20 protein-coding genes and 2 pseudogenes are annotated in these 25,106 nt (G+C 49.4%); 9 read left to right on the top strand and 13 right to left on the bottom strand.

Features of this window, described 5'->3' with window-relative positions; translation table 11 throughout:
- Positions 1 to 226 precede the first annotated feature (226 nt).
- Positions 227 to 1,429: a WD40 repeat domain-containing protein gene (locus IXB50_RS04370; RefSeq protein ID WP_215607719.1), complete on the top strand. Its 1,203-nt coding sequence runs from the start codon at positions 227 to 229 to the stop codon at positions 1,427 to 1,429.
- Positions 1,430 to 1,468: 39 nt separating this feature from the next.
- Here the strand turns inward: IXB50_RS04370 and IXB50_RS04365 are convergent, their stop codons facing one another.
- Positions 1,469 to 3,502, bottom strand: coding sequence for a GNAT family N-acetyltransferase (locus IXB50_RS04365; RefSeq protein WP_215607718.1), 2,034 nt, complete (start codon positions 3,500 to 3,502; stop codon positions 1,469 to 1,471).
- Between the two features lie 211 nt (positions 3,503 to 3,713).
- Between IXB50_RS04365 and IXB50_RS04360 the strand changes: the two genes are divergently transcribed.
- Both IXB50_RS04360 and IXB50_RS04355 read left to right on the top strand, forming a co-directional pair.
- Positions 3,714 to 4,037: a CU044_2847 family protein gene (locus IXB50_RS04360; protein ID WP_215607717.1), complete on the top strand. Its 324-nt coding sequence runs from the start codon at positions 3,714 to 3,716 to the stop codon at positions 4,035 to 4,037.
- 220 nt (positions 4,038 to 4,257) lie between these two features.
- Positions 4,258 to 4,617: pseudogene (locus IXB50_RS04355) on the top strand (IS1 family transposase); the annotation flags it as partial.
- A 74-nt stretch (positions 4,618 to 4,691) separates the two neighbouring features.
- Here IXB50_RS04355 and IXB50_RS04350 read toward each other — a convergent pair.
- The 7 genes and pseudogenes from IXB50_RS04350 to IXB50_RS04320 form a co-directional block, all read right to left on the bottom strand.
- Complete coding sequence (locus tag IXB50_RS04350; RefSeq protein ID WP_215607716.1) at positions 4,692 to 5,258, bottom strand: Uma2 family endonuclease; 567 nt, start codon at positions 5,256 to 5,258, stop codon at positions 4,692 to 4,694.
- A 282-nt stretch (positions 5,259 to 5,540) separates the two neighbouring features.
- The gene (locus IXB50_RS04345) at positions 5,541 to 7,250 is read right to left on the bottom strand and encodes a tetratricopeptide repeat protein (RefSeq protein ID WP_215607715.1); all 1,710 of its coding nucleotides are present in this window, start codon (positions 7,248 to 7,250) and stop codon (positions 5,541 to 5,543) included.
- Between the two features lie 216 nt (positions 7,251 to 7,466).
- A pseudogene (locus tag IXB50_RS04340) lies at positions 7,467 to 9,032 on the bottom strand (DUF4132 domain-containing protein); the annotation flags it as partial.
- On the bottom strand, positions 9,008 to 9,259 hold the full coding sequence (locus IXB50_RS04335) for a hypothetical protein (RefSeq protein WP_215607713.1): 252 nt from the start codon (positions 9,257 to 9,259) through the stop codon (positions 9,008 to 9,010). The gene IXB50_RS04335 and the pseudogene IXB50_RS04340, both read right to left, overlap by 25 nt.
- A 54-nt stretch (positions 9,260 to 9,313) precedes the next feature.
- A complete protein-coding gene (locus IXB50_RS04330) occupies positions 9,314 to 9,565 on the bottom strand; it encodes a hypothetical protein (protein ID WP_215607712.1) in 252 nt (83 codons plus the stop codon).
- A 351-nt stretch (positions 9,566 to 9,916) separates the two neighbouring features.
- Positions 9,917 to 12,751, bottom strand: coding sequence for a tetratricopeptide repeat protein (locus IXB50_RS04325; RefSeq protein WP_215607711.1), 2,835 nt, complete (start codon positions 12,749 to 12,751; stop codon positions 9,917 to 9,919).
- Between the two features lie 148 nt (positions 12,752 to 12,899).
- Positions 12,900 to 13,436: a pentapeptide repeat-containing protein gene (locus tag IXB50_RS04320; protein ID WP_215607710.1), complete on the bottom strand. Its 537-nt coding sequence runs from the start codon at positions 13,434 to 13,436 to the stop codon at positions 12,900 to 12,902.
- 253 nt (positions 13,437 to 13,689) lie between these two features.
- Between IXB50_RS04320 and IXB50_RS04315 the strand changes: the two genes are divergently transcribed.
- Positions 13,690 to 15,225, top strand: coding sequence for a SagB/ThcOx family dehydrogenase (locus IXB50_RS04315; RefSeq protein WP_215607709.1), 1,536 nt, complete (start codon positions 13,690 to 13,692; stop codon positions 15,223 to 15,225).
- A gap of 22 nt (positions 15,226 to 15,247) precedes the next feature.
- On the opposite strand, the gene IXB50_RS04310 is transcribed toward IXB50_RS04315, so the two are convergent.
- From IXB50_RS04310 to IXB50_RS04300, 3 genes are all read right to left on the bottom strand, one after another.
- Complete coding sequence (locus IXB50_RS04310; RefSeq protein ID WP_215607708.1) at positions 15,248 to 16,120, bottom strand: NAD(P)-dependent oxidoreductase; 873 nt, start codon at positions 16,118 to 16,120, stop codon at positions 15,248 to 15,250.
- A gap of 245 nt (positions 16,121 to 16,365) precedes the next feature.
- The gene (locus tag IXB50_RS04305) at positions 16,366 to 16,608 is read right to left on the bottom strand and encodes a hypothetical protein (RefSeq protein ID WP_215607707.1); all 243 of its coding nucleotides are present in this window, start codon (positions 16,606 to 16,608) and stop codon (positions 16,366 to 16,368) included.
- Positions 16,609 to 16,817: 209 nt separating this feature from the next.
- The gene (locus tag IXB50_RS04300; protein WP_246564082.1) at positions 16,818 to 17,714 is read right to left on the bottom strand and encodes a formylglycine-generating enzyme family protein; all 897 of its coding nucleotides are present in this window, start codon (positions 17,712 to 17,714) and stop codon (positions 16,818 to 16,820) included.
- A gap of 495 nt (positions 17,715 to 18,209) precedes the next feature.
- Between IXB50_RS04300 and IXB50_RS04295 the strand changes: the two genes are divergently transcribed.
- A complete protein-coding gene (locus tag IXB50_RS04295; RefSeq protein WP_215607706.1) occupies positions 18,210 to 18,818 on the top strand; it encodes a cysteine dioxygenase family protein in 609 nt (202 codons plus the stop codon).
- A 36-nt stretch (positions 18,819 to 18,854) separates the two neighbouring features.
- Here IXB50_RS04295 and cutA read toward each other — a convergent pair whose 3' ends face one another.
- Both cutA and IXB50_RS04285 read right to left on the bottom strand, forming a co-directional pair.
- Positions 18,855 to 19,178, bottom strand: coding sequence for a divalent-cation tolerance protein CutA (cutA, locus tag IXB50_RS04290; RefSeq protein WP_215607705.1), 324 nt, complete (start codon positions 19,176 to 19,178; stop codon positions 18,855 to 18,857).
- A gap of 37 nt (positions 19,179 to 19,215) precedes the next feature.
- Positions 19,216 to 20,145 (bottom strand): pentapeptide repeat-containing protein, encoded by a 930-nt coding sequence (locus tag IXB50_RS04285; protein WP_215607704.1) that lies wholly within the window; start codon positions 20,143 to 20,145, stop codon positions 19,216 to 19,218.
- 133 nt (positions 20,146 to 20,278) lie between these two features.
- On the opposite strand from IXB50_RS04285, the gene IXB50_RS04280 reads away from it, so the two are divergent.
- The 4 genes from IXB50_RS04280 to hisA all read left to right on the top strand — a co-directional run bounded on the left by IXB50_RS04280 (position 20,279) and on the right by hisA (position 24,602).
- Positions 20,279 to 20,977 carry a DUF2834 domain-containing protein gene (locus tag IXB50_RS04280; RefSeq protein WP_246564081.1) on the top strand — a complete coding sequence of 233 codons (699 nt, stop codon included), beginning with the start codon at positions 20,279 to 20,281 and terminating at the stop codon, positions 20,975 to 20,977.
- Positions 20,978 to 21,159: 182 nt separating this feature from the next.
- Complete coding sequence (locus IXB50_RS04275) at positions 21,160 to 22,734, top strand: FAD-dependent oxidoreductase (protein ID WP_215607703.1); 1,575 nt, start codon at positions 21,160 to 21,162, stop codon at positions 22,732 to 22,734.
- A gap of 90 nt (positions 22,735 to 22,824) precedes the next feature.
- Positions 22,825 to 23,643 carry a SirB1 family protein gene (locus tag IXB50_RS04270; protein ID WP_215607702.1) on the top strand — a complete coding sequence of 273 codons (819 nt, stop codon included), beginning with the start codon at positions 22,825 to 22,827 and terminating at the stop codon, positions 23,641 to 23,643.
- Positions 23,644 to 23,828: 185 nt separating this feature from the next.
- Positions 23,829 to 24,602 (top strand): 1-(5-phosphoribosyl)-5-[(5-phosphoribosylamino)methylideneamino]imidazole-4-carboxamide isomerase, encoded by a 774-nt coding sequence (gene hisA, locus IXB50_RS04265; protein WP_215607701.1) that lies wholly within the window; start codon positions 23,829 to 23,831, stop codon positions 24,600 to 24,602.
- Positions 24,603 to 25,106 lie beyond the last annotated feature (504 nt).

Raw genomic sequence — 25,106 nt, 5'->3', positions numbered from 1 at the left:
TCTTAATGTCTAGATGTTGCCAAACATTTAGCAACAATTTCGGTTAGAGAGTTCCATGCCTCTGATCCCAAATCCGAATTCCTTAATCCCGATTCAAAATGGACAATTCTGTAGGGGCATCCCCTTGTGGGTGCCCTTCGATATCGGGTGATATCCGTCAGGATTTCGTATTATTTCCCGAGACAAGAGTCTCCTTAACGTCTGTTAGTGGTGCAACAGTTAAATCATGATCGTCACGTCCAAATCAACTAAAACGTTCAACATACTATCTTTTCTAAAAAATCCTGTCACTCAGAAGCCTCGATCAAAACAACGTTTGGCTCACAAATCCAAAGCTAAAAAGTCTCGTAAAAAGAAAGGTTCAAAAGTTGAAGTCATTGGCTTAATTAGCTTGGTTGCTGCCTGTATCACCATTGGTGTAGACATGGCTGCCCCACCCATGGCCACTCGGATGCGGACCGCCGATGTCGCTGCGGGTGCAGCCGATGACCATGCATCTTTGGGGTTTGATAGTCGATTTGGCTCCAGGCAAACATTCTTAACCGATGCGGTTACCTATGCCAGTGCGGTGCATGCAGAGAGTCAGATTTTTGCGACGGGGCATTTTGATGGCACGGTCAGCGTGTGGGACTCGGTGTCTGGTGAGCTGCTGCAATCCCATCAGGTGCACTCCGATGCCGTGGAGGATGTGGTGTTGAGCCCGAGTGGCAAACTCTTTGCCAGTGGTGGTTGGGACAACGATATTCGGATTTGGAATTTAATGACAGGGCAAATGTTTCACGATTTGGTCGGCCATACGGATGATGTGAAATCGTTAGCCATGAGTGAGGATGGCAGCCTTTTGATCAGTGGTAGTTTTGATAAAACTGCCAAGATTTGGGATGTGTGGTCGGGGGAGTTGTTGCAGAGTTTTGAGCATCCCCATGGCATTACGTCAGTGGCCATCAGCCCTGATGGCAAAATGCTGGTCAGTGGTGACCGGCGCGGCATGCTGCATGTGTGGGATATCGATAGTGGGATGAAGCAGATTACCCTGCACGGTCATAAACGTACGGTATGGGATCTGGCGTTTAGTCCTGATGGTCGGATGCTGGTGAGCGGCAGTCAGGATCGGTCGGCGATTTTGTGGGATTTACGAAAATTTGCGCCCATATGCATGTTTGAGGGCCATGACCGGGCGGTCTATTCGGTGGCCTATAGTCCTGATGGTCGTACGGTGGCGAGCGGTAGCTATGACCGTACGGTGAAACTGTGGGACACGCAGAGTCATCAGCTGGTGCAGACACTCAAGGGCCATAAAATGGCGGTGTGGGGTGTGGAGTTTGGGGATGAGGGGAAGATGTTGATGAGTAGCAGTGCGGATGGGACGGTGAGATTTTGGTCTGCGTCTTGGCTGTTGGAGCGGGCGGCTTCGGTTAGGCAAAAGTAAGGTAGGGGTGGAACAAAGTTCCACCCCGTTATCCAGATGCTAGCCCCTAGCTTGCAGAACGTTGTGAACGATTTTCCAATTCTGATTGGCCCAAAATCGTTTTTCCTGGGGGCTGGCTGTTTTTGCGATCGCACTCACCTGCATCACCCCCCGTTGTTTGAGTCTTGCGACAAGAACGTCTATCAGCTGGCTGCCATAGTAGCAACGACGATATTTGGGTTTAACATAGACCGTTTGAATTACGGCTGTAGTGCTTGATTCAAGTTTGGCAATGCTGACACCTTCTATAGAGTCCGACGATTTCAGACAAATGATTTCATAGTCAGAGGGAAACCAGTTATTGTCTGATTGCTTTGGTAACGTTACTTTCCCTAGGGGTAGAGAGCATATCTGTTCATAGTCTTCAGCTGTCGCTGGTACTGGTTGTAAGCGTTCTTTATGCAAAGCATCGTGCCATTCCTTAGGCCGTTGCCCCTGATGCCACAGTCCTGGCACAAGGGGCAGTAACAGTATGGCTATTACTAAGATTCCTGAAAAAACTAGATAAGTGTCCTGCGCTTTTAGCAAAAGCATTGCACCTAGCAGACTATTGTATGTGCAATGTCCAACCATTGTTGTCAATAGGCCAAACCGTAAAAAGAATAAGCCATATAAAAAAATAGCCGGTACCCACAGCTCAATGCCACGTAAATAAAATGGCTCACTCACATAGCCTAAATGAGCAAATGCCCAAATACCTCCGGGGATAATTAAGGCTAACCAGCGATGACGGAAGAGCAATAGGAGAATACCAATACCAATGAGTCGAGCTTCTAGTTCTTCGCCAATTGCAGGTAAAATACCGCCCCTTAATGAACTCATAAATGGTATAGGCGTGGAAAACAGGTTACTGTAATCGACCTTCATCGGCGACCAGGCATGCAATACGTGGGTCGCAATGAAGTAAAACACCACCATGTAAGCCATGCGGATACCCGCTAGCATGAGTCCGCGCCAATAGGATTGGGTAAATGTCGCGATGCGATTAGGATGACGCGGCAGAATCATATCTTGCTGGGGCCACACGCGCTTAGCAAGCTGTTGACCACCTATCCATAGAAAATAAATAGGAATGGCACGCACAACGGCATTAAAAAGACTGTCAAATCCTGCTTGAATCCAGAACAGATAGTAATTTTCGGTTGTACTGTAATAGTTTTTGGCAAGGGGTAGTGTATTCCACTGGGAGAGTAGACTGACCGCCAAGACAATAAAGGCCGGGATTAAACCTGAACGCCAGTTGATTTGTCCACGGGCTATGGCGATCAGATAAAACAAACAGGCAACACATAGGGAGCCATTACGCAAAATGCTGGAGGTGTTGACGTAAAAGAAACGGGCTAGATTTCTCGTTTCTCTGTATTCTCGGGCAAAGGCTTCCGGGATCTTGAGCCAATAGCCATAGGAGCCGATTTCATCTCCTTGAACGGTTACAGACATGCGAAGTTCGGATCCATCAAGGGACCAATCTTTGCGTTTCCATTGAAAGGTGTGATCGGTACGATTTGGTCGTTGGGCCGTTGAATTATCTAAAGAGTCCCAGTCAGTCAGATTCCATCCCTGTTCATTTCTGAGGTAGGTTTCAGCAATGGTTTGGGCCGATTCTATGGTGAGCTGAGCCCCTGGTGCAGTTTCGGGTACTGTGTGGTGATAGCCGATAACGTCTCCGGTTGTGGAAACTGAGACATAGAATTCTTCTTGCTGAGAGGGTTGAAACCAGCGAAGACCCCAATAGTAGATGGGAAGTTTTTCATCTTTGATGAGGCGATTGGTGTCTGCAATGCCCAGGGTTTGTTGTAAATAAATCGATGCCATCCAATCTTCACTAAAACGCTGAATAGATTGGTATTGGCTAAAATCGTTCTGGTTCTGTGTTTTGAGGTAGGTTTGAGCGGTTTGATAGATCGTTTGGCGAGGGACGTTTAGATCAATGGCCGCACTAGGAAATACTCGCTGGCTGAAAAGTATGGCAACAATAAATCCGGTAATTCCCAAGAGGGTGATCAGTCGTTCAAGTTTTGATCGCAGTAGCATGCTCCAGCCTGATGCAGTTTATGGGTTCTAGGTTAACCAATGAGTTCTAGATACTACAGCTGCTTTAGTCATAAATGTTGGTGGGAGAAGTCATAAGTTTTGGCTGTTGTGCTGGATTAAGTCATATGGGCGAGGACTGAAATATTGCTAATGGGTTGGGCAGACAACGATAGGAAAGCTATAACGAGGAAAGTTGATTCTTACGTGGTTTATGAACCTTCCTACTCAGACGGTGCCGGTTGAGCTTGAAGATGGCTCGGTGATGTATGTGAAAGTTGAGGCGAATGGTCCTGCACGGCGGGATGTTGCTGGTGGTCGCGGGCTGGGGCCAAGGCAGACGTTTGGGGCGGTAACGTCGTCGATTGAGGGGATTGTGAAAGCGATCGCAAAACCCATCAATGCGGCCAAACCGTCGAAGGCGAGTGTCACATTTGGCGTAGAGGTAGAGGTGCAGGAGGGGCAGTTGATTGCAGCGTTGGCGAAGGGATCGGCGACGACGAGTTTGGAGATTACGTTGGAATGGGAGAAACCGTAGGGGCTGGTCTTGTGGGATATGCGGAGTAGGGTCTGGCCTTGTGCCTACCCTGGGATATGTGTGGCCTAATAGAGATATGTTGTGACCAAAATCCGCATTGACGAGCTATTGCAATAGTGTACGGTCAAGCTATCGGTGTCTGAAAATGGACAAGTGGGCACAGGCTTCTTTATTGCGCCGGGATACATTCTGACCTGTGAGCATGTAGTACGGGGCGCTACTTGTCGGTGCCTATATTGGTGACCGCAGTGGCGAGTCAGGTGAGGCTTTATGGCTGTCTTTACCCCCTGTCTATCGACAATGTGCCGTGATTTACACCGACCGGTTAAGTTCCTATCCCGTTGCCCTACCCAGCAAACGTCATCGTCCTGTGGACAAGGATAGTGGCTGTACTAGTTATATTGAGCGATTTAACAACACGCTCCGGCAGCGGGTATCTCGACTGGTCCGCAAAACATTATCGTTTTCGAAAAAGCTCGAAAATCATATTGCCGCTATTTGGTATTTCATCCATCACTACAACGAGCAGTTACGACGCAAACAAGAACATCTTGCTTCTTTGTCTCCATCCTTTCCCTAATAGGACTGCCCACTTCTCAATAGAGAGGTGCTATTGCTCCCGAGAGGGGATGAATTGGCAAATGGCGATGATTATCACCCCCTAGCCACCTTTAACCACCCAAACAACTGATCCACCTCTAATGCCAAGCTCACCCCCGACAAACAGGGCAACATCCCACTCCCTGTCAACTCATCCGGCAAACAATCCGGATAATAAACCAACACCACCCGCTCATAGGGATCAATCAGCCAGCCCAATTGCCCCCCATGCCGCAGGCTATGCAAAATCTTACGAGTCACCTTCATCTGACTCTGTTCCGGTGACAAAATCTCAATCATCCAAGGAGGCGCAAACTCAATGCCCGTGCTGCTGATATCACCATTGTCATCCACCGGAATATCCTTGGCGGATAAAACCACTAAATCCGGCACAATAGACTGCCCACCAAAAGTACAGCGCAGCTCCGGCAACGCTTCATAAGCAGCATTCGTAGCATTGATAGCACCGCCTAATCGAGACTGTAAACGACTGTGCTTACCTCCAGGCATCGGCTTTTGACTAACTTCTCCGCAGATAAATTCCCAAGCAGGCGATGCCTCAATTTCTGGCAGGGCCAAAAACTGTTTTAGAGTCAGAGGATTTGAGACAGCAGCAACCATAATATTATTTACCTAATGATCATGCTGGAGAGCTAAATCATTAGCCACTGACTTAATCTGATCAATCGCCTTACGGTAAACAGAAGGAGTCATTTGTGAGCTACCTGCAACATCTCAATGTTAACTCATTGAGCCCACAGAATGGATTGTCATAACCCCAAAAGGGTATTGATTACTGGTTTTGAGAGACATTAACATCACACAGCTCCCCCTCGTAAGGTGGGTAAATCTTTTCAAATACCTTATAACATTGACCAATTGCTCCCTTTACCTACCGTCCAGCTAATCAACCAACACCGGCACCCTAGCCGAATCTACCAACTCCATCAGCGCATTCACCATAAACAGCATCGTCAGAGAGTTCCTATTCTCCTCCCCAAGCGACCCATAGCCCACATATACATCTGCCAAAATCCCTAAAGCCTTTTCCCTATCCTGCAACTCACCCGCCGAGCTAGCAACATTATTCAACACAAAAACTTTCACCCAATCCTTTTCAACGGTATCCAGATCAGCTAGCAGAGTTTCCAAAATCCTTTGAGCCTGTTCCTCATACCCAAGCTGAATATAGGCAGCCACAATCGTCTTCCACCCATTAAACTCTGCCGAAGAATCCCTCACCGCCATGACAGCGATATCCTCTTCGGCCCGCTCCAAAACAGCCATACTTTTCTCCGGCTGCCCCAGCTGTTTATACCCACGAGCAATATCACTCAACACATCAACCTTTCCCTCCAGAAAGTCAATCTTGCCTGCCACCTGTGAGGCTCTGTCGAATAGTGTCAGGGCCTGTTCTCGTTTACCTAACCGCTCATAGACAAGGGCAATGTCACTCAACCCATCTGCCTGAGTCAAAACATCATGATCAACAGTCCCTACCACTGACAGGGCCTTAGCAAGGGCAGCCAGGGCCTGCCCTGTTTCACCAAGTTGCTCATACCCCACAGCAATACTATGCCAGGCTCTAAATATGGAGCCTGCATCGTCCATGGAGTTCGCAACCGCCTGCGATTTTTCTAAAACAGCTAGGCCCTTGGGCCGATCTTGCAACTGACTAGCCGCCTGAACAATGACATGCAAGGCATAAGCATCAAAATTATAGACATCGTAGGCATGGTCACCTCTAAAATCACGAAAGTCACCGGCTGGTGGAGAAAAGGCCTCAACCATGATCAACGCCTCTTCTAAAATTGTTTGAGCCCGTTCTCCCTGGTCCAGTTGGTCGTAGGCAATGGCGACATCGGCCAATGCCCTGCATTGGTCTTGAGTCCGCTCAATCTGATCAGCGCGGGTTAGAGCCTGTCCTAAGACAACCAGGGCCTGGTCTGTCTGGTCCAGCTGACCATAGGTACGACCAATATCTAGCAACCTGAAAAATGCGGTCCTGGGAGGGTCTATAGCATCAACAGTCTCTAGGGACTGATTTAACAGGTTGAGGGCTGACTCAGTCTCACCTAACTGGATGTAGGTCTTCGCTGCATGGGTTAGGCTGCTAGTTTTACTTCCCTGATCACGATTAGTGATGATGTCGATGGTATCGATGATGTCCAGGGTTTGGTCTAAAACAACTAAGGCTATTTCGGTTTCCTGTAGTTGACCATAGGCATTGGCAACAGCGTTAAGTACGGTAGCCCTATCCTCAGGTTGCTCAATGATAGTTGTACTCTCCCGCGTTTTCTCCAACAGGGCTAAAGCCCGCTCTCGCTCGTCTAGCCTGTCTAACGCAATGGCAATATCAACTGCCATTAACGATTTCATCAAGGACCCGTCAACTGTGTTGAGAATGTCCAACGCCCACTGCAACGCCTCGATATCAGACAGGCTGGCAGCTATCGAGTTACCGGCAGTGTCAGCCGTGAGCAAGCCGTTGCTGGGGTGTCCTGTTTGGGGAGATAAGGCTAATGGAACAGCCTGAACCTGGTGGGATGTGGCTAGATTTAAGCAACCATAGACCGTGCCAACAACCAGTAAACTGAATGCATTTTTTCGCATAGGAGGTGTTCCCCAATTAATTCTTCAGATATATAACTCCTCTTCAACAGCCATCCATTATGCAAAAATCCAATCCATGATTCACATTGTGTATGTACCAATGATTATGGGTATTGATTGTTGAGTTTCGGGAGATGCAGCATGGGGTATCGATTGTTGGGTTTCGAGAGACAGTAAAATCGCAAAAAGCTTTGGGAGAGCGGAGTCGAACCCAACCTACGGGTTAATCTGACTCAAAATCGTCTCGTCTGTAATTTTCGTATCTGCCGCTAGCAAAAACGCCTTACTCAAAATCAATGCCAGGGTCTTATCCCCCTCAAATGGCAAAAACACCTTATCCGCCAACCCCTTCCTTGATCGCACAATACACAAATACTGATCGTTCGGCTCCATCAAAATATTCCCACTGCCCAAGTGAATCTTATAGGTGCGAATATCTCCCCTCACTACCAAAAATCGTTCCTGAAACGAACAGCGATCTGCGATCTTCTTCAACTTTGGCACCAACTTCTCCAACACCTGTCGCCGCGTCTGTGCCGTCATTGACAGCTCTCCAAACGAATAACTCTGCCAGTAGTCATAATGCTGTCGTCGTCCCTCAGTGCCCCCATCCATCCAGTTTGGGTCATTGCCCACGCTGGGGTAAAACCTTACCTGGTCTGTCGCCAAATAAAGATAGCTCCCTGCCTCAGTGGTATCGGTGCCATAATCATCACCAATCCCCTCAATCCAAAACTCCGCCCGCATATCCCATTTCGGCAACAGCAGCCGAGCCGGAGTATAGCTATCATCCACCATTAGCCTGAGTTGATTCTTCCAGCCCCGCTGACCACACAGCGCATTAAACTGATGCTGCTTGAGAATGTGGGCTGCAAACCGATTGGAATAGACACGAGTGGTTTCCTCAGCGGCGGTGAGTAGATAAATCTCCCGGTGAGCTTGCTTAAAGGGCTGCTGGACTTGATGGGTGACGAGCCACTCACGCCAGGCTTGAATGGTCTCTGTTTTTGCTGTAATCGGATGCCAGAGACTAACATGAGTTTTGTCTGTTAGCCAGTCGATGGGTTTCCCTGCTAGATCGACTAGATTTGTCTTATGGGGATGCCCTTGTTGGCCCCCTAAATCCCCAAAATCTGGAGGACTTTGAGCCGATTCTCCCCCCAAACTTGGGGGGCCGGGGGGACCATCTTCCCCTTCAAACCAAATACCAACGGCATGTTTCCCCTCATCCTCAAACTGCCAGAGAATTCGTCTCGCTAAAGTACCTACCAATGGATGATTGACATAACGTTCCTGCCAGGTGGCAAAATCCCATGTCTTTTGCTGCAGATAAAACGCTTCAATTCGGTCTCTTTGGGCAGGCAACATCTTCTGACTATCTTTTGCTGCCTGCTTCAGTTCCTTCAGCTCATCTCCATAGTTATCTTTTACCGCCTTAGGCACTGACTTTTGTACCTTGCCATCGGCCTTAATCCACCGCAACAGGGTACTATTGGTCCCCGTTACCAATAGCTCAGTCGTAAATTCTCCCAACGACTGCCGCCGTACGCCCACCTCTCTCAACCCATAGGTGGGTACCGCCAACTCTTCGATTTCTTCGCGGGGCAATCCCTCTCGCTCTGCCGCTGCCGTCAGTGCTTTTTCAATTCCCTTTTGAGCTGTCCCAAATTTTACGTTTACCTTGAGCAAGGCCAGCTGACCAATGGCGTCAGCCGTTGGTATTTGTCCCAAGGCCCATACACAGGCATTGCCCAATTTCACACACCGGGGACCGATGCCTGGAATTTCAGGGTCTTTGTTTCGGCAGAGATTAACATGCGTAGCTGGTTAGCGGTTTTGCGATCGCTTTCATAGCCCTGAGCCAAATTATCGCAGGTTGACTCAACAGCAGCGTGCAGTTCAGGTGTCAGATCATTGTCGTTGAGATAGTCCTGCACCAGCTTTTTCATCGGTGTATACCAATGGCTACCATGGAGACCTTGCTTTTGGCCTGCAGCCAAAAAATCCATCACATTCTCTGCCGTGAAGGGTTAATTTACGATTCAGAATCAGCAGGATGGCGGTCAGAATTTGTCGAGCCCTTTGTAATGCGCCAGAATCGTTGTATTTAGCATATTGATCTGTTCTGTCTCCGTGGGCTGTACCAGTCCTCTAAAGAACTCTGGTTGCTGGGTATTAAAGTCTTTTACTTCTTGGTAAACTCGACTGCGAATTAACTCCCGCACTGTAATTTGCTCAGTTAAGAAATCCAGTACAAAGATGGGACCATCATCGCCCAGAGTGTTGCTATCTCGAATATTTAAGCGGTTTGCCATGGGTGGGGGTGCGATCGCTAGAACAATAAGACTCTAAAGCAAATTACCCAGTTCCTTTTATAGCTGTCTAAAGAACAAGACAGCTAGATAAACACAAATAATCCCAAATCCGAATTTCTTAAGCCCGATTCAAAATGGACAATCTTGTAGGGGCACTCCCTTGTGGATGCCCTGCGACACCGGGCGCTATCAGCCAGGATTTCGTATAATCCCAAATCCGAATTCCTTAAGCCCGATTCAAAATGGACAATTCTGTAGGGGCATCCCCTTGTGGGTGCCCTTCGGTATCGGGTGCTATCAGTCAGGATTGCGTATAATTGGCTGGTTGAGCGCAGCCGAAGCCAGTGGCTCTTACCCCACCAGTTCCTTAAACCAGTTGTCCTGCCAAATGTCTTCAAAACTCTCGTCTGCCTGGGCTTCTTCCTTGTAGCGTGGATCGATCTGTACGGCCTTTTGCAAATTCTCTAGGGACTTGTCAGTCTCCCGTTGGAGGGCATAACAAACGGCGCGATTGTAGTATGTCTTTGCATAGCCTGGGTTTAACTCCAGAGCCTTTTCAAAACTTTTCATCGCATCCCGGTCCCGGCCCAATTTCACCAGGGCCAGTCCGCGATTGTCCCAAGCTTTGACTAAATCTGGCTTAAACCGAGTCGCTTGCTCAAAGGACGGTACCGCCTCTTCAAATCGTTCTAGATCTAGGAGCGCTAAACCACGGTTTAACCAGGCGACACCATCATTTTCTTGAATCTTGACCGCCCGATCAAAGGACTTAAATGCTTCTTCGGCCTGTTGCAAGATACCGTAGGCGACACCGCGATTGACCCAGGCTTCGTGGTAGCTGGGGTTGAGTTCAATCGCTTTATCAAAGGAGGTAATGGCCTTTTCCCGCTGCTTGAGACGGCTGAGGACCATGCCCTTATTGAGCCATGCCCTGGGGTCCGTGTCATCCAGGTCGATCACCCGCTCAAAGGTACCCAGGGCATCTTCATAGCGGCGGAGCTCCCGTAATACCAGCCCCCGCTGATACCAGGCTTCTATCCGCTGGGGCTGCAGGTCAATCACCTTTTGTAGGGCTGCCAGGGCCTCATCGCGTCGCTTGAGCTGACCCAGGGGCTTACTGCGAGCTAACCAGAGGTCAGCATTACTGGGCTGAATGGCTAAGGCGCGGTCATAGGTGGCCACCGCTTCTTCCAATTTACCTGCATTGATATGTCCCTCGGCTTCAGCTACCAGTTCGTCGATGGTTTCAAATAACTCAGGTCGGTTGGACTGTAGCCGCGATAGGCGTTCGGTCAGGTTCTGTAGCTGGGTCTGGGCTGTATCTACAAAGGAGTCGGCCACATACTCGGGGGTGACTTCGCCGAGCTGACGCATGATCTGGTCTTTTTGTACCTTGGCCTCGGTTTGTAATCCCTCTAGCTGCTGGGCAAAGCTCTGTTTGAGCTGCTCCAGGTCAGCGGCGCTGGCGGACTGATCGCCTTCAAACTTGGTTTTGAGGTCATCCAGGGCAGTGGCAAAGCGCTCGGCAATGACTACCAAACGCTGCTGGGCTTCTTGCTGACGGCCACGGGCGGCATTGGCTAATTCGCTAATCTGATCGCCCAGGTTGGCGTCAAATTTATCGAGCTTGTCGATCACCAAGTCGCGACGACCAAAGACCACATCCCTTACTTCGCCTAACTGCTGGGTAAATTCGCCCTCTAGCTGACGCAAACTTTGAAAGGACTGCTGCTGTTGCTGGGTGATATCTGACTGTAATTCAGCTAGCTGGCGGGTAAAGGCGCTGGCGGCAGCTTCAAGGGTTTGAATTGTGCGTCCCTGTTGGTCGCCGGTTTCACTTTGGAGTTGATTGAGCTGATTGGAAAAGCTATTGGCAGTCTGCTGGAGGGCACGAAATGACTCATCGCGCTCGGTACTGAGATCTCCCTGTAACCGATCCAGCTGGTTTTTAAAGTCAGCGGCAACCTGGTCCATATCCCCCAGCAACACTCCCTTGCGACCTTCCACATCTACCCTGAGGGTGGCAAACTGGGTCAAAAAGTCATCGGTGGACTGGCGCAGCTGCTGCATCAGGTCGGCTTTGCGACCTTCGGTATCGTTGCGCAGTTGCTGAAACTGCTCTTGCAGGTCGCTCACTGAGCGTTCAATGGTTTGCAGGGCGAGTTCTTTATGACCCAGGGCATTGACCTGCATATCATTCATCTGCTGGGCAAATTCTCCACGCTCCTGCTGCATTTCGTTGATAATGCTGTCCCGCTGCTGTTCCAGCTGGTTTTTCATTGACTTGCGCAGATCTTCGAGCTGGGGGCCGATATCTTTTTCTAGGGAGGCCAGGTTTTCTAACCAGCGATCGCGCTGCTCAAGGGTGTCAGTCTGGAGCGTGCCAATTTCATCGGAGAAGATAGATTCCTTGCGTTCAAGCTCATCGAGAAAAATACCCTGACGATGGTCAGCGGTGGCCTTGAGTCCCGATAAGTGATTGTCGAGGGTGGACTGAGCGCCGTCTAATCCTTGAAATACGGACTGCTGCTGACGACGGGTATCTGCCTGAAGGGTTTGTAGCTGTTGGATAGCCGTTTGCTTGAGGTTGTCCAGTTCCTGGAGAAAGGCCGTTTGATTAGTGCCTAGGGACTGCAGGGCATTATCCAGTTCAGTTTGCCAATCTTTAGCGGTTTTGGCTTTTAAATCGGTGATATCGGCCAGTAGCTTGGTGAGACTATGGCGCTGGGTCGTCAGGTCCTGTTGAAAACTACTGGATCGTTCAACGAGTTCATCTGCTCGATCATCTGCTTCGGCTAGAATGCCATCAATCCTACGGGTGGCGGCCTGGATTTTGCCCTCCAGGTTTTCGATTTCGTTGAGCTGGCTTAGGACATTCTTGGTAACGTTCTTGGTCACCTCAGTTTCTACAGCTCGACGCATCACCCAGAGCATAGCCATGCCCATGCCCAGGAGCAAAACAAGGGTGCCAATCAGACCAATCAGCAGAATGACACTCAGGTCGCTACTGTTCTCAGGTTGTTGGCTCACAGGACTTTGGCCTACAACCGTGGAGGTGGTGGCTTCGTCTACTGGCGGATTAAGGGCGGTTTGGGCTAAACCTGGCTGGATGGGGCTACACATCACTATCAGCAGGAGGGCCAGTTTGGGCCAGTTAGCGGATTTTGATGGTGCGCTCACAGTCATAGGGACAGGGGAATGGCAGGTGGGTGATTTAGGCTGCTCATAGCATACCTGAGGGGGAGCGGCTTGCTTTAGTCTTTGGTGGAGAGATTCCCTGACTTGAGGGTTCGGTTGGTGATATAACGCTGTAGAGACCTTCCATGGAAGGTCTCTACAGCGTTTCGAAATTTTCTAGGGGATAGCCCTCGGGGCCGATGGTGGTGCGATCGCAAATAGCTCCGATTAAATTTACATTCTGGGCTCGAAATAGATTGACTCCCCGTAGATCAGCCTGAGTGAACAGGGTATTGGACAATTTTGTTCTGCTCAGATCAGCTAGACGTAGATCGGCTCCGGTGAGGTCAGCACCGCTGAGGTCGGCTCCATGGAGGTTGACCTGATAGAGATTTGCCTTATGCAGGATAGCTCCCCGCAGATTTACAAAGGATAGCAGTGCTCCTTGCAAATCGGCTGCTGATAAGTCAGCAGCCTGAAGAAATGCATTACCGATATTCGCACCCTTTAAATTGGCCTGAGTTAGACGCGCTCTACTCAGCTTGGCATAGGGTAGGTAGGCTCCTTGTAACTGAGCACGGCTAAGGTCACAACTCCGGATATCGCAATCAAATAGATCGGCTCGCTCTAATACAATGCCTTGAAAGTTACGTTTCCCAGCTTGATAGGCTGCCAAGAATTCATCAACTGTCATACACTTCTACGTCAAAATTAATCAGATACCAACGGTGGGTGGGGCTGACCTCAACGTGGCCAGATAGTACTAATCTCGGGAAGTAGTCCCAGGAAGTCCTGGCACTTGAGAACGTTATGTTACAAAATGTAAATTACGATACATGTCGTAAAAAAAGGCCTTTCTTAAGCGTCACTTAAGGTTTTCAGGGGCATCCTGGTCCTTGTCTGTTGGTTCGTTCGACTGCTCCCATTCACAGCTTCAATCCGCAATCATGACTGAGGCATCGCCTTCTCTCGCTCAGCTTTACCATCAACGCACCAAATATTTCCCTGATGCGCTGCCTACGGGGACCTTGAACTGGGCGGAGCAGCCGGAGGTGTATAAAACCTATCCCCTCGGTAGTCGATTTGAGCTGCAGGGGTATCTGGGGGTCGGGGCTCGGGAAACTGATCAATGGTGGCAGCGGCTATCCCAATTTTTATTTCATAGCTATGGTCTGACAGCCAAGTTTACGAGTTCTACCGGGGATGTGGTCTATTTGCGTTCGGCTCCATCGGCGGGGGCGCTCTACCCGGCTGAAATTTATCTAATCTCACGGGGGACGTCTCAGCTGCCCGCTGGTTTGTATAACTATCAGGTGAAAACCCATAGTCTGGTGAGGTTTTGGGATGATCATCCCTGGCAGCGATTGCAGGAGGCGTGTTTTTGGCATCCAGCCCTGGAGCATACCCACCTGGCAGTGGTTACGAGTGTGGTGTTTCAGCGGTCGGCCTGGCGCTATCAGGCTCGGGCTTATCGGCGGGTATGTCTGGATACGGGGCATCTGCTGGGCAATATCGAACTGGCGGCCTCGTTGTGCGATTATCGGCCCCATCTGATCGGGGGATTTGTGGATGATGCGATTAATGATTTGCTCTATCTAAACCCGGCAGAGGAGGGTGCGATCGCAGTGCTGGCGCTGGCAGATTTACTCAAAGTTGAGCAAAATTTGTCCCGTGGTTGTACGGTGCTCCCCAGCGATGGTCAGCTGTCTGATGAGCAGATGATGTCGGCGGAGACGGTTCCTGAGGATGAGCAGTTGCTGGGGGCACTCCACCAGGTGAGCAGGATTACGCCTCAGCCTGATAAAAGCCTGGAACAGGCCCAACTGGCTCAGCCAACCCAGTATCCCAGCTCCCAGTATGGATTTCCCTTTGGAAATAATGCCAGTACAACGGTGGCTTCCATTGTTTGGGGAGATGGCCTGGAGTTTTTGACCAAGGCGATGCTGCACCGACGTTCCACCCGTCGATATCGGGGCGCGTCGATTTCTCTGGACTCGCTACGACAGTTGCTGGATTTTACCTATCATCCTGAAAACTATAGCGAGCAAGGGTTTGATGCTCAGCCTGACTATTTTGATCTGAGTTTAATTCAGACGTTTATTGTGGTGCTGGGGGTGAATAACCTGGATACGGGGTGCTACTACTATGACCCGGTGGCGAATACACTACGTCAAGTTAGGTTTAAGCATTTTCGTCGGGAGCTACATCATCTGTGCCTGGGGCAAAATTTAGGGCGAGATGCCAGTGTGGCGATTATTCATACGGCAAATTTAGAAAAGGCGATTGAGCGACATTGCGATCGCGCTTATCGCTATCTCCATATGGATGCGGGACATCTGGGGCAGCGGCTTAATCTGGCTGCTACTCGGCTGGCATTGGGAGTTAGTGGGATTGCAGGCTTCTTTGATGACCAGGTGAATGATGTCCTGGGGATTCCAGAGGATGAGGCGGTGCTTTACATCACCACAATTGGAGTGCCGTAGGGTGGGCACTGCCACCTTTCCCTCAAATCCCTCCCATCTCCCTCAAACTTCGGGCAATTGCCGACATATCTTCATCCCCAAACCCTTGAGAAATCAGGCCACTTTCAATTTGCTCGACGTAGGCGGCCATGGGTAGGGGGAGCCCTAACTCCCTGGCGGTCTGAAGGGCGATCAGGAGATCCTTGCGATGGAGACGCATGCGAAAACCGAGGGGATAGGTATTGTCGAGCATATTGCCGGAACGGTTGGTGAAGGCCCAGGACCCAGCTGCGCCACCGCCGACGGCTTGGACGACTTTTTCCATATCTAGCTCTGCTTTAAGGCCGAGGGCTAAACCTTCAGCGACGGCCCAAAATGTCCCAGCAACTACAATTTGGTTAATGGCTTTGGTGGTTTGTCCAGCGCCAATGGGGCCTACGTGGGTGATGGTTTTACCCATGGCCTGGAGGACGGGCATGGCCTTGGTAAACTGTTCGGCGTCTCCTCCGACCATGATGGAGAGGGTGCCGTTTTTAGCACCTTCTGAGCCGCCGGAGACAGGGGCGTCAAGCATGGTGATTTGTTGGGCTGCTAGTTGGGTGGCGATGGCACGGGTGGCCGTGGGGCTAATGGTGGACATGTCTATGACCAGGGTGCCTGGCTGTGCTCCGGAGATGATGCCCTCTGGGCCGAGGACCACGGCTTCTACATCAGGGGTGTCGCTGACGCAGATGATGACGATTTCTGCCGCTGCTGCCGCTGCTGCTGGGGTATCGGCTCGCTGGGCTCCGGCTTCGGCTAAGGGGAGTTCGCGATCGCGACTGCGATTATGGACCGTTAGCTGATGGCCAGCAGCGAGTAAGTTCATCGCCATGGGGATACCCATAGTTCCAAGGCCAATAAATGCAACCTTCATATAGCAAGCTCCCAAATCGATAAGTCATAGCTATGGATTCCAGCTTAAGTGCCAGGAGTCGTCCATCGGTCTGATGAATGCCATTTTAGTGCCATAGCTCATTACCCATTGTCTGGTGGGCATAGCCCGCCCTGACATAGCCCGCCCTGACATAGCGCAAAACAAAAGCTCCCTAACATCATTGTCAGAGAGCTAAACATATGAAATATCCAGTTGTTGTCTTTGTCGGTTAGACGCCGAGGGCGTTAGCTACCTGCGCAGGGGTCAGCCGCACAAGGGTCAGCCGCACAAGGATCAGCTGCACAAGGGTCAGCTGCACAGGGGTCAGCCGCACAGGGGTTAGCCGCACAAGGATCGGGGGCAACTTCTCCAGCAGGAGCTGCACAGGGGTCAGCTGCACAGGGATTAGCACCACCACCGCAACCAGTTAAAACACCAACACTCAACACAGAAGCTGCTGCTACAGCCGCTAGGTAGTTAACTTTCATTAGAGGGTTCCTCTTAAAGCATTGAACAGATAATAATGCAGTCGAAACCAAATCGACAAATTAATCCGGAAACCATTATGCGGGTTAAACCTTAATTTTGCCTGAGAAATATATTCTAATTAGCTGAAGGTCTAGGGAATGGACCTGGTTTTTGATCCATTTCCCATCTTGGTAGAGGGCGTTTGTAGGGGCTTTCCATGGAAAGCCTCCTAGCGTGGATCCGATACCAAACGAAACCCAAACAAAATGTGGCGATATGTGGTAGGTCGACCATGGCGATAGGCGGTCCGACAGAAGCCTGGTAGATCATCCCAGGCACAACCTTTCATGATTGCCCGTTCCTGGCTGTCCTGGGTATAGACCGTGGAGGTAAATTCAAATACGTTGCCAGCCATATCCTCTACACCATAGACGCTCTTACTCAAGGGATACGCGCCAGTGCGGCTAGTGCCCTCAGGGCCATTTTTCTGCCAATTAGTGGCCTTGTCTTGCCAATCGTTACCCCAGGCAAAATAGCGGCCGTCATTACCCCGAGCTGCTTTTTCCCATTCATCTGCTGTGGGAAGACGGTATGCAATCCCATCTTCCTGGCTTTTCCAGGCTGCATAGGCTAAAGCATCTTTTTGGGATACCAATACCACTGGATGATTGGCCTTGCCCGCAGGAAATTGGTAGCTTCTCCAAAAGTAGGGACGTAGTTCTTGATAGGAGTGCACCAGCATATTCTGCTCCTGGTAGTTTTCAGCAGTAATACCGGGCTCGTGATAACCGGTCGCTAGGACAAACTCTTGGTACTCTTCGTTGGTAACCAGGTCACGATTGATACAGAAGGCCCCCATCCGACGGGTCTTTTGATCTGGTTCAAAATCAAACCATCGCTGCTGCCGCAAACGAGTCTCCACATCAGCGATTTCTTCGGGAGTATTCGCTAAGGACTCAGCTGAAAGACGATATGCATAATCCCGTTCTTCTTTGTTGCTACCAGCAATGTAGCGGCCTCGTTCAATGTATACAGACCCATCAGCACAACGGCTGTCTTGGCTATTCTCATTGATTTCATCGTCCAAATCTACCTGCGAGTTGGCTTGACCGCATGCAGTGACCAAAGAAACTACAAGCAATATCCAGACCAAATGTGGACGGAGGCATCGTTTTGAACGGAAGTTAAGCATATGTACCAAAAGCGTTTGAGGGTGTTAAACGATTCAATTTTTCTTTGAAAGATTCCCTAAAGCTGGTCACATTTGCACTGATCAGTAAGCCAGTCTGAGATTTAAGGAATGGAACAAAAGACGCCTGATTCGACCATCACAGCTGTGCCAAATTTTACAAGCTACAACTTTTTCCAGGCCGGATGAAATAAATCCGCTCGTCTTATGTCCTCAGTTTGGAGTCATGGGGAAAGACTTTAAGTCTAATGTCTAGATGCCCGTTGTGGATACACCGCTGTTGCAAGATGAAACTTTTCTTTCGTATAACACTGTTACAGTGGGGCAATGGTCTACGTATCAGCCTATGGCCATATCTTTGTATGTTTGAAAATCTAAGATGAAGCCTTTGACGTAGTAGACACCTTAGATCCTGTTTTTTCGCACCTGCCCATGAGTAATCAAAACTGGCTAATTAACGACGATGGTCAGCGAATGACGTTTGGGACTGCCGACGTGCAGCCCTCTGAACGTGTCTATCGAATGTATCGGTTTTTAACCGATTTAGAAGATATTTTGGCTGATGAGAATGACGATAGTATTCGTATTCAAAAAATCACGCCCCTTGTGCGTCAACTCTTAACGAGTTCATACTGGCTACAGATGGAATATGATCCACCGTCACCTAAAACTGGATGGTCGGTCAAATTTTTATACCGAGAGTATGAATTTCCTCTGACTGTGCAGATGGTAGCTTGGGCTCCTGGTCAGGTATCGACAATTCATAACCATGCGACTTGGGGCATTGTTGCTCTAATTGGTGGCGAAGAAAAAAATCATTTCTGGCGACGATCACCGACATCAGAGCACCCTCACAAACTAGAATCTGTTGGCGAGCAACTCCTCGCTCCGGGGGATATTATTGGCTTTACTCCCGGTGTCATTCATCAGGTAGAACCCATTGGTGATGAACCGACAATTTCCTTTAATCTCTATGGGGTGACTAATATGAAAGCTCGCTATGAGTATGACATTGCAGAGCATACGGCGAAGTTATTTTAATAGCGTGAGTGGTGGTGAGATGTTCACCACTCACATTCACCCAATCTGTTCCCTTATCCATTGGCCATATCCTGCCGTACTCTCAACCATGGGTACAGCTATGATTTCAGGTAAGTCATAGCTGTGGTGTAGGGTGACTTGTGCGGCAATTTGTTCAAACAGTAATAGATCAGTTTTGATGATGAGTTGGTACTCAGAATCGTGGTGAGTTTTTCCCTGCCAGCGATAGATAGACTGAACCGGATTAAGAGTAACGCAGGCGGCTAGCTGCGCGTCAATCAAATGTTCGGCGATGGTACGGGCTTCTGCTTCGGATGCAGCTGTAACAAGTACAAGGCCTAGTTGAGAAGATGACGCCATAGATGAACTTAAAATAAGTATTGAAAAATGAACTGGTTTATTTGACCAGAACAGAGGAGGACAGCGACATATATAACCTGGGGGCGGCGATGGGTGTCTGGGTATGGAGGGAGGGAATAACCACTGGTTTTCGGGTTATAGATTCTTGATTTGCTTGTACAGCTCTCAATTCAGGATCTTGTACTAGCGTATTGGTTAGGGTGGCTCCGGTTAAATTTGCCTGATCGATATTGGTACGACGGAGATCGGCGTCAACAAGATTTGCCCGTTGGAGCTGGGTGTGCTCTAGGTTGGCTCCCACCAGTTTAGCCTGTTGCAGATTGGCATGCTGCAGCTGAGTATAGGAAAAATTAGTCGCTGTTAGGTTGGCTTGTTGTAGGTTTGTCCCCTTCATATGGGCATGGGCAAAACTAACTCCGTTTAGATCGCAACCTCTAAAGTCCAGGCCATTAAGCCGAGAGTGCTCTAGCTTGACACCACTGAATTGTGCTGCCGCAATATTGGCTCCATATAACCGAGCTTCACTTAAATTTGCCCAGGCAAAATTAGCGCCGCTTACTTGAGACTGGCGCAGATTTACTCCCGTTAGGGTCGCTCCACAAAAATTGGCGCAGTGCAAATGGCTTTGGCGAAAGTTTACATGGGCTAGCTGAGCGCCACTAAGTCGGGCATAGGAGAGTTCAGATTTGATCCAAAATGCTCCACGCGCCTGAGCCTTAGTGAGGTTGGCATGGCTAAAGTCACTTTCACTGAGTTTGGCAAATTGTAAATTGGCCCGCTGTAGCTGAGCATCAACAAATTTACCTTTGGTGAGAAAGGCTCGATTGAAGTTGACGCCGACGAGATTAGCTCCGGATAGGTCAACATTGACTAGAATGCAGCTTGATAAATCAGCACCGCTGAGGTTAACTCCCCTAAAATTTCGGTGCCCTGATTCATATAGCTTCAGGAACTCATGGACTCTCATGGCGGGTTAGGACCTTAATGTGACTCTTTTATAGAGTAGACGGCACCCCGTACAATAGGTGGGATGGTTGACGTTGGTTGATATACCAACTTAAAACTTAAGAAAGTCTAAATTTTCAACACAACCTGTCTATATGAATATGCCCAATGGAATTGCTGTAGAACCTTTCTCAGCAGGACGATGGCAATCATTGGCTCTGGCAGTACTGTGGCTAGGCTTTGTTGCTTATGCGGTACTACTGTCCCCACCCAGCACGGCCAACACGCTTGATGTGATCCGTCAGCTGTCTACTGGACAATGGGCAGATCTCAACCCGATTGTGGTTGTTTTGTTTAACCTGATGGGACTGTGGCCCGTTGTCTATGCCAGTTTGGCCCTCAGTGATGGGTGTGACCAGTCCATACCCGCCTGGCCATTTGTGGTGGGTTCCTTTGGGTTTGGAGCCTTTGCCCTCATGCCTTATCTGGTCCTGAGAAAGTCTACCCGTGCTTTCCCCTGTCGTGTGGCAGATAGTGCTTTGCTCAGGGGCCTTACTCATAGGTTATTGGGGGTTGGCATTGCGATCGCGACACTCCTACTGATGATCTATGGCCTCACTCAAAGTCATGGTAGTGAGACCTGGCAAGACTTTGTTCACCAGTTCTTCACCAGTCAGTTTATCCATGTGATGAGCTTGGATTTTTGCATGCTTACCTTACTCACCCCTAGACTGTTGTGGGACGACATTGCCAGACGTGCTGCTGCTCCGGCCTGGCGTAGTGTTTCGCTGTTGCCTCTGCTGGGACCTGCACTCTATCTAGCACTGCGTCCAGCCGTAGCAGATGGTCTCTGAAGCTATTCGGGTGAGTGAAACTCCTAGTGTCCTCACGCTCGAAGAAGATCGCCCCAATCAACACATGACCCTGGTTTTAAAGCGTAACTGTTTATCCTCAACTGCCACAACAGCATGGTGTTTGTCTTGAGCTTTGTTGGTACCTGTCTTCTCGGTAGGTTTTTTGCTGGTCATTTTTAGTTATGTCTCACACTCGAACGATTCTTCAATCACTTCCTGGTAATCCTTATGGGGGGCTGCAACGGGCAGATGCTCTATGGCATCACTATCGCCATGGCAAAATTCCGATTCCAGATGTGGTGTCTACTCAGGCAGAACCTTTGGGGGGAAAGCATGACGCCTACGATGTGATTATTTGCGGCAGCACTTTGGGGATTTTGTTGGGGGCTACGCTGGTTCGTCGAGGATGGCGGGTGGCGATCTTAGAAAGAGGTGTGCTGAAGGGGCGAGACCAGGAATGGAATATTTCTCGTAGTGAGTTAAGGACGTTTGTTGATCTAGGTCTTTTGAGTGAGGCGGAATTGGATGTAGCGATCGCAACGGAATATAATCCGGCCCGCATTAGCTTTGGCGGTGGTGAGGATCTTTGGGTAAGCGATATCCTCAATGTCGGTATTGACCCAGTATACCTACTAGAAAAGCTCAAGCAGGTCTTTCTAGCTGCAGGTGGTGAACTTTTAGAACACACCCCATTCTCGGCTGCTCGGGTGGCTCCTGATGGAGTGCTCGTAACCGCTGGAGAGCGTTCCCTAACCGCTCGGCTGTTGATTGATACGATGGGGCATTTCTCACCTATTGTGCAGCAGGCGCGCCAGGGGAAATCCCCTGATGCTGTTTGTCTGGTGGTAGGGACCTGCGCCACTGGCTACAACGATAATAAAACGGGGGACTTGATCGCCTCATTCACTCCGATTAAACGCCAGTGTCAATATTTTTGGGAGGCATTTCCTGCCCGTGATGGCCGCACTACCTATCTGTTTACCTATCTGGATGCTCACCCTGACCGGATCAGTCTAGAAGACCTTTTTGAGGACTACTTTGACCTGTTACCTGAGTATCAGGGGATATGCCTGGAGCAGCTTCAGGTTAGGCGAGCCCTGTTTGGGTTCTTCCCAGCCTATCGCAACAGCCCTCTAAGGTTTGGTTGGGATCGCTTACTGGCCGTGGGAGATGCCAGTGGCCACCAGTCTCCTCTGAGTTTTGGAGGATTTGGGGCCATGATTCGACACCTGGAGCGTCTCACCGAGGGCGTTGATGATGCCCTGAGACAGGATCAACTCAGTGCATCTGCTTTAGGCTGGTTACAGCCCTACCAGCCCAATATTGCGGTCACCTGGCTGTTTCAAAAGGCGATGAGCCTGGGGATCAATCAGTCGCTTGATGAGAATCAGATCAACAGCCTCCTGACGACTATTTTTCAAGATATGGCTGCTTTGGGGGAGCCAGTGCTGCGTCCGTTTTTGCAAGATGTGGTGCAATTTTTACCTTTGGCGAAGACGCTACTGCGCACCACGGTTTATCACCCCATGCTGATTACCAAGATTCTGCCCCATGTGGGTATTCCAGCAGTTTTTGACTGGACCGGACATTATCTTGGTTTGGCGGTTTACAGTGCGTTAAATCGCGTGCTGTCGGCCGCACCTCAGGGGGCTGGTTACTATTGGCGACGATGGAGAGAGTCACTGGTATATGGTAGCGGTGGTGATTATGGTGCGCATTCGGGCGAGGATTCGCATTTGGGCGAAGATTCTATGTAAATGTTGATCCTGATGTCTTTTGTTGGGTTACTCTCCGATCAGCCATGGCCGCCATGCATTAACCCAGCCTGTATTTGATTGTTCCATTCAATGTCTCTGAGCTTTTCCCAGGCCCGACAGCGGTTTCGTTATCTGATTGCCCAGCCTACGTTGGATCTGGCTGCAGCCGCTCTCTGCCCGGCGCAGGAGTTTTATCCTGAGCTTGATCCTGATGCCTGTTGTCGACAGCTGGATGATCTGGCTGCTGCCATTAGTCCCAACATTTCTACTTATCCGCTGAAAACGATCCAGGCGATCAATCAATATCTCTATACAGAACTGGGGTTTAGTGGTAACCAAATTGATTATTACGATCCCGACAATAGCTATCTCAATCGAGTTCTAGAAAGACGATTAGGGATTCCTATTACCCTGGCACTTGTCTATTTGGAAGTATCTCAACGTCTAGGATTTCCCCTGGTAGGGGTGGGTATGCCAGGACATTTTTTGGTGTGCCCCACCATAGAGGATATGGAGGTGTATATAGACCCGTTTAATCAGGGGGAAGTCCTCTTTGAACCAGACTGTCAGGCAATCTTTCAGCGGTTATACGGTGTGAATGCAGCCTGGAGTTCCACCTACCTGGCACCGATTCCTACCAAAGCTTTGTTGGCTCGGCTACTCAACAATCTGAAACTGATTTATCTAAATCGGCGTGATTTATCCAATACGCTGATATTTCTCGACTATCTATTGCTGCTATTTCCCAATGAGCCCAGCAACAGTCGCGATCGAGGGCTGGTGCATTATCAATTGCAAAACCTGTTGGCCGCTCGTAGTGACTTGGAGACGTATTTAGCCTACAGTCCCAGTGCGCCGGATCGAGACCAGATTTTGCAACTGATCGATAACATTACGGACAATCTTTAAGAGTAAAGATGGGCACCAATTTAACGCGGGAAAGTTTATGGAAGATAGTCGTTAGTCGTTGATTGTTAAACGCCAGTCAGGGACTAACCGACGGAGGTTAAACGTTCTTCTCGATTCTGGTGGCTTCACCTTTTTCTGTACAATTTGATTCATTACTCATTCTTATATAACGGTGGATTCTAGTTATGGACGTGATCCCTGCCATTGATTTACTCGGCGGTCGCTGTGTTCGTTTGTTTCAAGGAGACTATGAACAATCCCAGGTCTTTGATGACGATCCGGTTGCTGTTGCTTGTCGCTGGGCTGAGCAGGGAGCATCGCGCATTCACTTGGTGGATTTAGACGGTGCTAAGGCCGGTAAACCTGAGAATTGGCAGGCAATTACCGAGATTGTTAAGGCCGTTGATGTCCCGGTGCAAGTGGGCGGAGGACTACGCGATCGCAATCGTGTTAAGGAGTTATTTGATCTGGGCGTACAGTACGCCATTCTAGGCACTGTAGCTGTTGAGAATCCTGACTTAGTGGGAGAACTGAGTACCGAATTCCCAGGGCGTATTTTTGTCGGGATTGATGCCCGTGATGGCAGAGTTGCCACCCGTGGTTGGCTGGAGACATCCACTGTTATGGCCGACGATCTTGCTCGTCGGATGGGAGACCTGGGAGCCGCTGCCATTATTTATACCGATATCAAGCGAGATGGCACGCTTAAAGGACCCAATTTAGAAGCCCTTAGAGAACTGGCCGAAAAGATTGATACACCGGTCATTGCTTCAGGTGGTGTCAGTTCTATGACCGATTTGCTTACTCTGTTAGGAGTGGCTCCTTTGGGGGTCAGCGGGGTGATTGTTGGCAAAGCTCTCTACACTGGCAATGTTGATCTCGTCGAAGCCATTAAGGCCATTGGCCCAGGTCGACTTCAAGATGTTCCCCCCGATCTACCCTCAACCCGTTGGGGATAATTAGCCTTGAATAGACAGACTTAGTTCCCTAAGTCAGTAACGAAAGAACAAAAGTAGTTCTCATGAACTACTTTTGTTCTTTTTTAAAGGGAGACTTCGCCCATGGTTAAGAGTTTGTATTGTTAGATTATCTAAATTTTTAGAGACGTTTTCCATAATTCTTTCCCAAGGAATAATAAGGCGGACGGAGACAGGGGATGGGGTCGTGAAAAGCCAAATAAGTTCCTCTCGATCAGTTCTAGGTAGGCTGTTGTTTGCAGGTTGTTTTAGCTGAAGGGTTTGATAATAAAGGGCTTTGGGTTTCGGTGTGCTTTCCTGTTCCCATCGCATTACCCTTGAAAACAGTCGTTGCTAGATTCAGTTGGGCGCGTAATTTTAGGTTGTTGGCCGGTAAAAAATACTTCCAGTGATATTACTTTTTTGTGCTTGGGTATCTTTTTGGTGTTAAAAACTTGTTGAATTAGTGCTATATGTTTGTAGAATTAAAAAACAAATGAGATTGTC

Origin of the sequence: Leptothoe spongobia TAU-MAC 1115, assembly GCF_018739885.1 — a bacterium.
In the GTDB taxonomy this organism is placed as follows: Bacteria; Cyanobacteriota; Cyanobacteriia; order Phormidesmidales; family Phormidesmidaceae; genus Leptothoe; species Leptothoe spongobia.
This window is presented reverse-complemented; position numbering and strand designations above follow the sequence as displayed.

Bases quoted from the DNA above. Each gene is read 5' to 3' on its own strand.
- IXB50_RS04370 (WP_215607719.1), top strand. From the start codon at position 227: ATGATCGTCACGTCCAAATCAACTAAAACGTTCAACATACTATCTTTT.
- IXB50_RS04365 (WP_215607718.1), bottom strand. From the start codon at position 3,502: ATGCTACTGCGATCAAAACTTGAACGACTGATCACCCTCTTGGGAATT.
- IXB50_RS04360 (WP_215607717.1), top strand. From the start codon at position 3,714: ATGAACCTTCCTACTCAGACGGTGCCGGTTGAGCTTGAAGATGGCTCG.
- IXB50_RS04350 (WP_215607716.1), bottom strand. From the start codon at position 5,258: ATGGTTGCTGCTGTCTCAAATCCTCTGACTCTAAAACAGTTTTTGGCC.
- IXB50_RS04345 (WP_215607715.1), bottom strand. From the start codon at position 7,250: ATGCGAAAAAATGCATTCAGTTTACTGGTTGTTGGCACGGTCTATGGT.
- IXB50_RS04335 (WP_215607713.1), bottom strand. From the start codon at position 9,259: ATGGATTTTTTGGCTGCAGGCCAAAAGCAAGGTCTCCATGGTAGCCAT.
- IXB50_RS04330 (WP_215607712.1), bottom strand. From the start codon at position 9,565: ATGGCAAACCGCTTAAATATTCGAGATAGCAACACTCTGGGCGATGAT.
- IXB50_RS04325 (WP_215607711.1), bottom strand. From the start codon at position 12,751: ATGACTGTGAGCGCACCATCAAAATCCGCTAACTGGCCCAAACTGGCC.
- IXB50_RS04320 (WP_215607710.1), bottom strand. From the start codon at position 13,436: ATGACAGTTGATGAATTCTTGGCAGCCTATCAAGCTGGGAAACGTAAC.
- IXB50_RS04315 (WP_215607709.1), top strand. From the start codon at position 13,690: ATGACTGAGGCATCGCCTTCTCTCGCTCAGCTTTACCATCAACGCACC.
- IXB50_RS04310 (WP_215607708.1), bottom strand. From the start codon at position 16,120: ATGAAGGTTGCATTTATTGGCCTTGGAACTATGGGTATCCCCATGGCG.
- IXB50_RS04305 (WP_215607707.1), bottom strand. From the start codon at position 16,608: ATGAAAGTTAACTACCTAGCGGCTGTAGCAGCAGCTTCTGTGTTGAGT.
- IXB50_RS04295 (WP_215607706.1), top strand. From the start codon at position 18,210: ATGAGTAATCAAAACTGGCTAATTAACGACGATGGTCAGCGAATGACG.
- cutA (WP_215607705.1), bottom strand. From the start codon at position 19,178: ATGGCGTCATCTTCTCAACTAGGCCTTGTACTTGTTACAGCTGCATCC.
- IXB50_RS04285 (WP_215607704.1), bottom strand. From the start codon at position 20,145: ATGAGAGTCCATGAGTTCCTGAAGCTATATGAATCAGGGCACCGAAAT.
- IXB50_RS04280 (WP_246564081.1), top strand. From the start codon at position 20,279: ATGAATATGCCCAATGGAATTGCTGTAGAACCTTTCTCAGCAGGACGA.
- IXB50_RS04275 (WP_215607703.1), top strand. From the start codon at position 21,160: ATGTCTCACACTCGAACGATTCTTCAATCACTTCCTGGTAATCCTTAT.
- IXB50_RS04270 (WP_215607702.1), top strand. From the start codon at position 22,825: ATGTCTCTGAGCTTTTCCCAGGCCCGACAGCGGTTTCGTTATCTGATT.
- hisA (WP_215607701.1), top strand. From the start codon at position 23,829: ATGGACGTGATCCCTGCCATTGATTTACTCGGCGGTCGCTGTGTTCGT.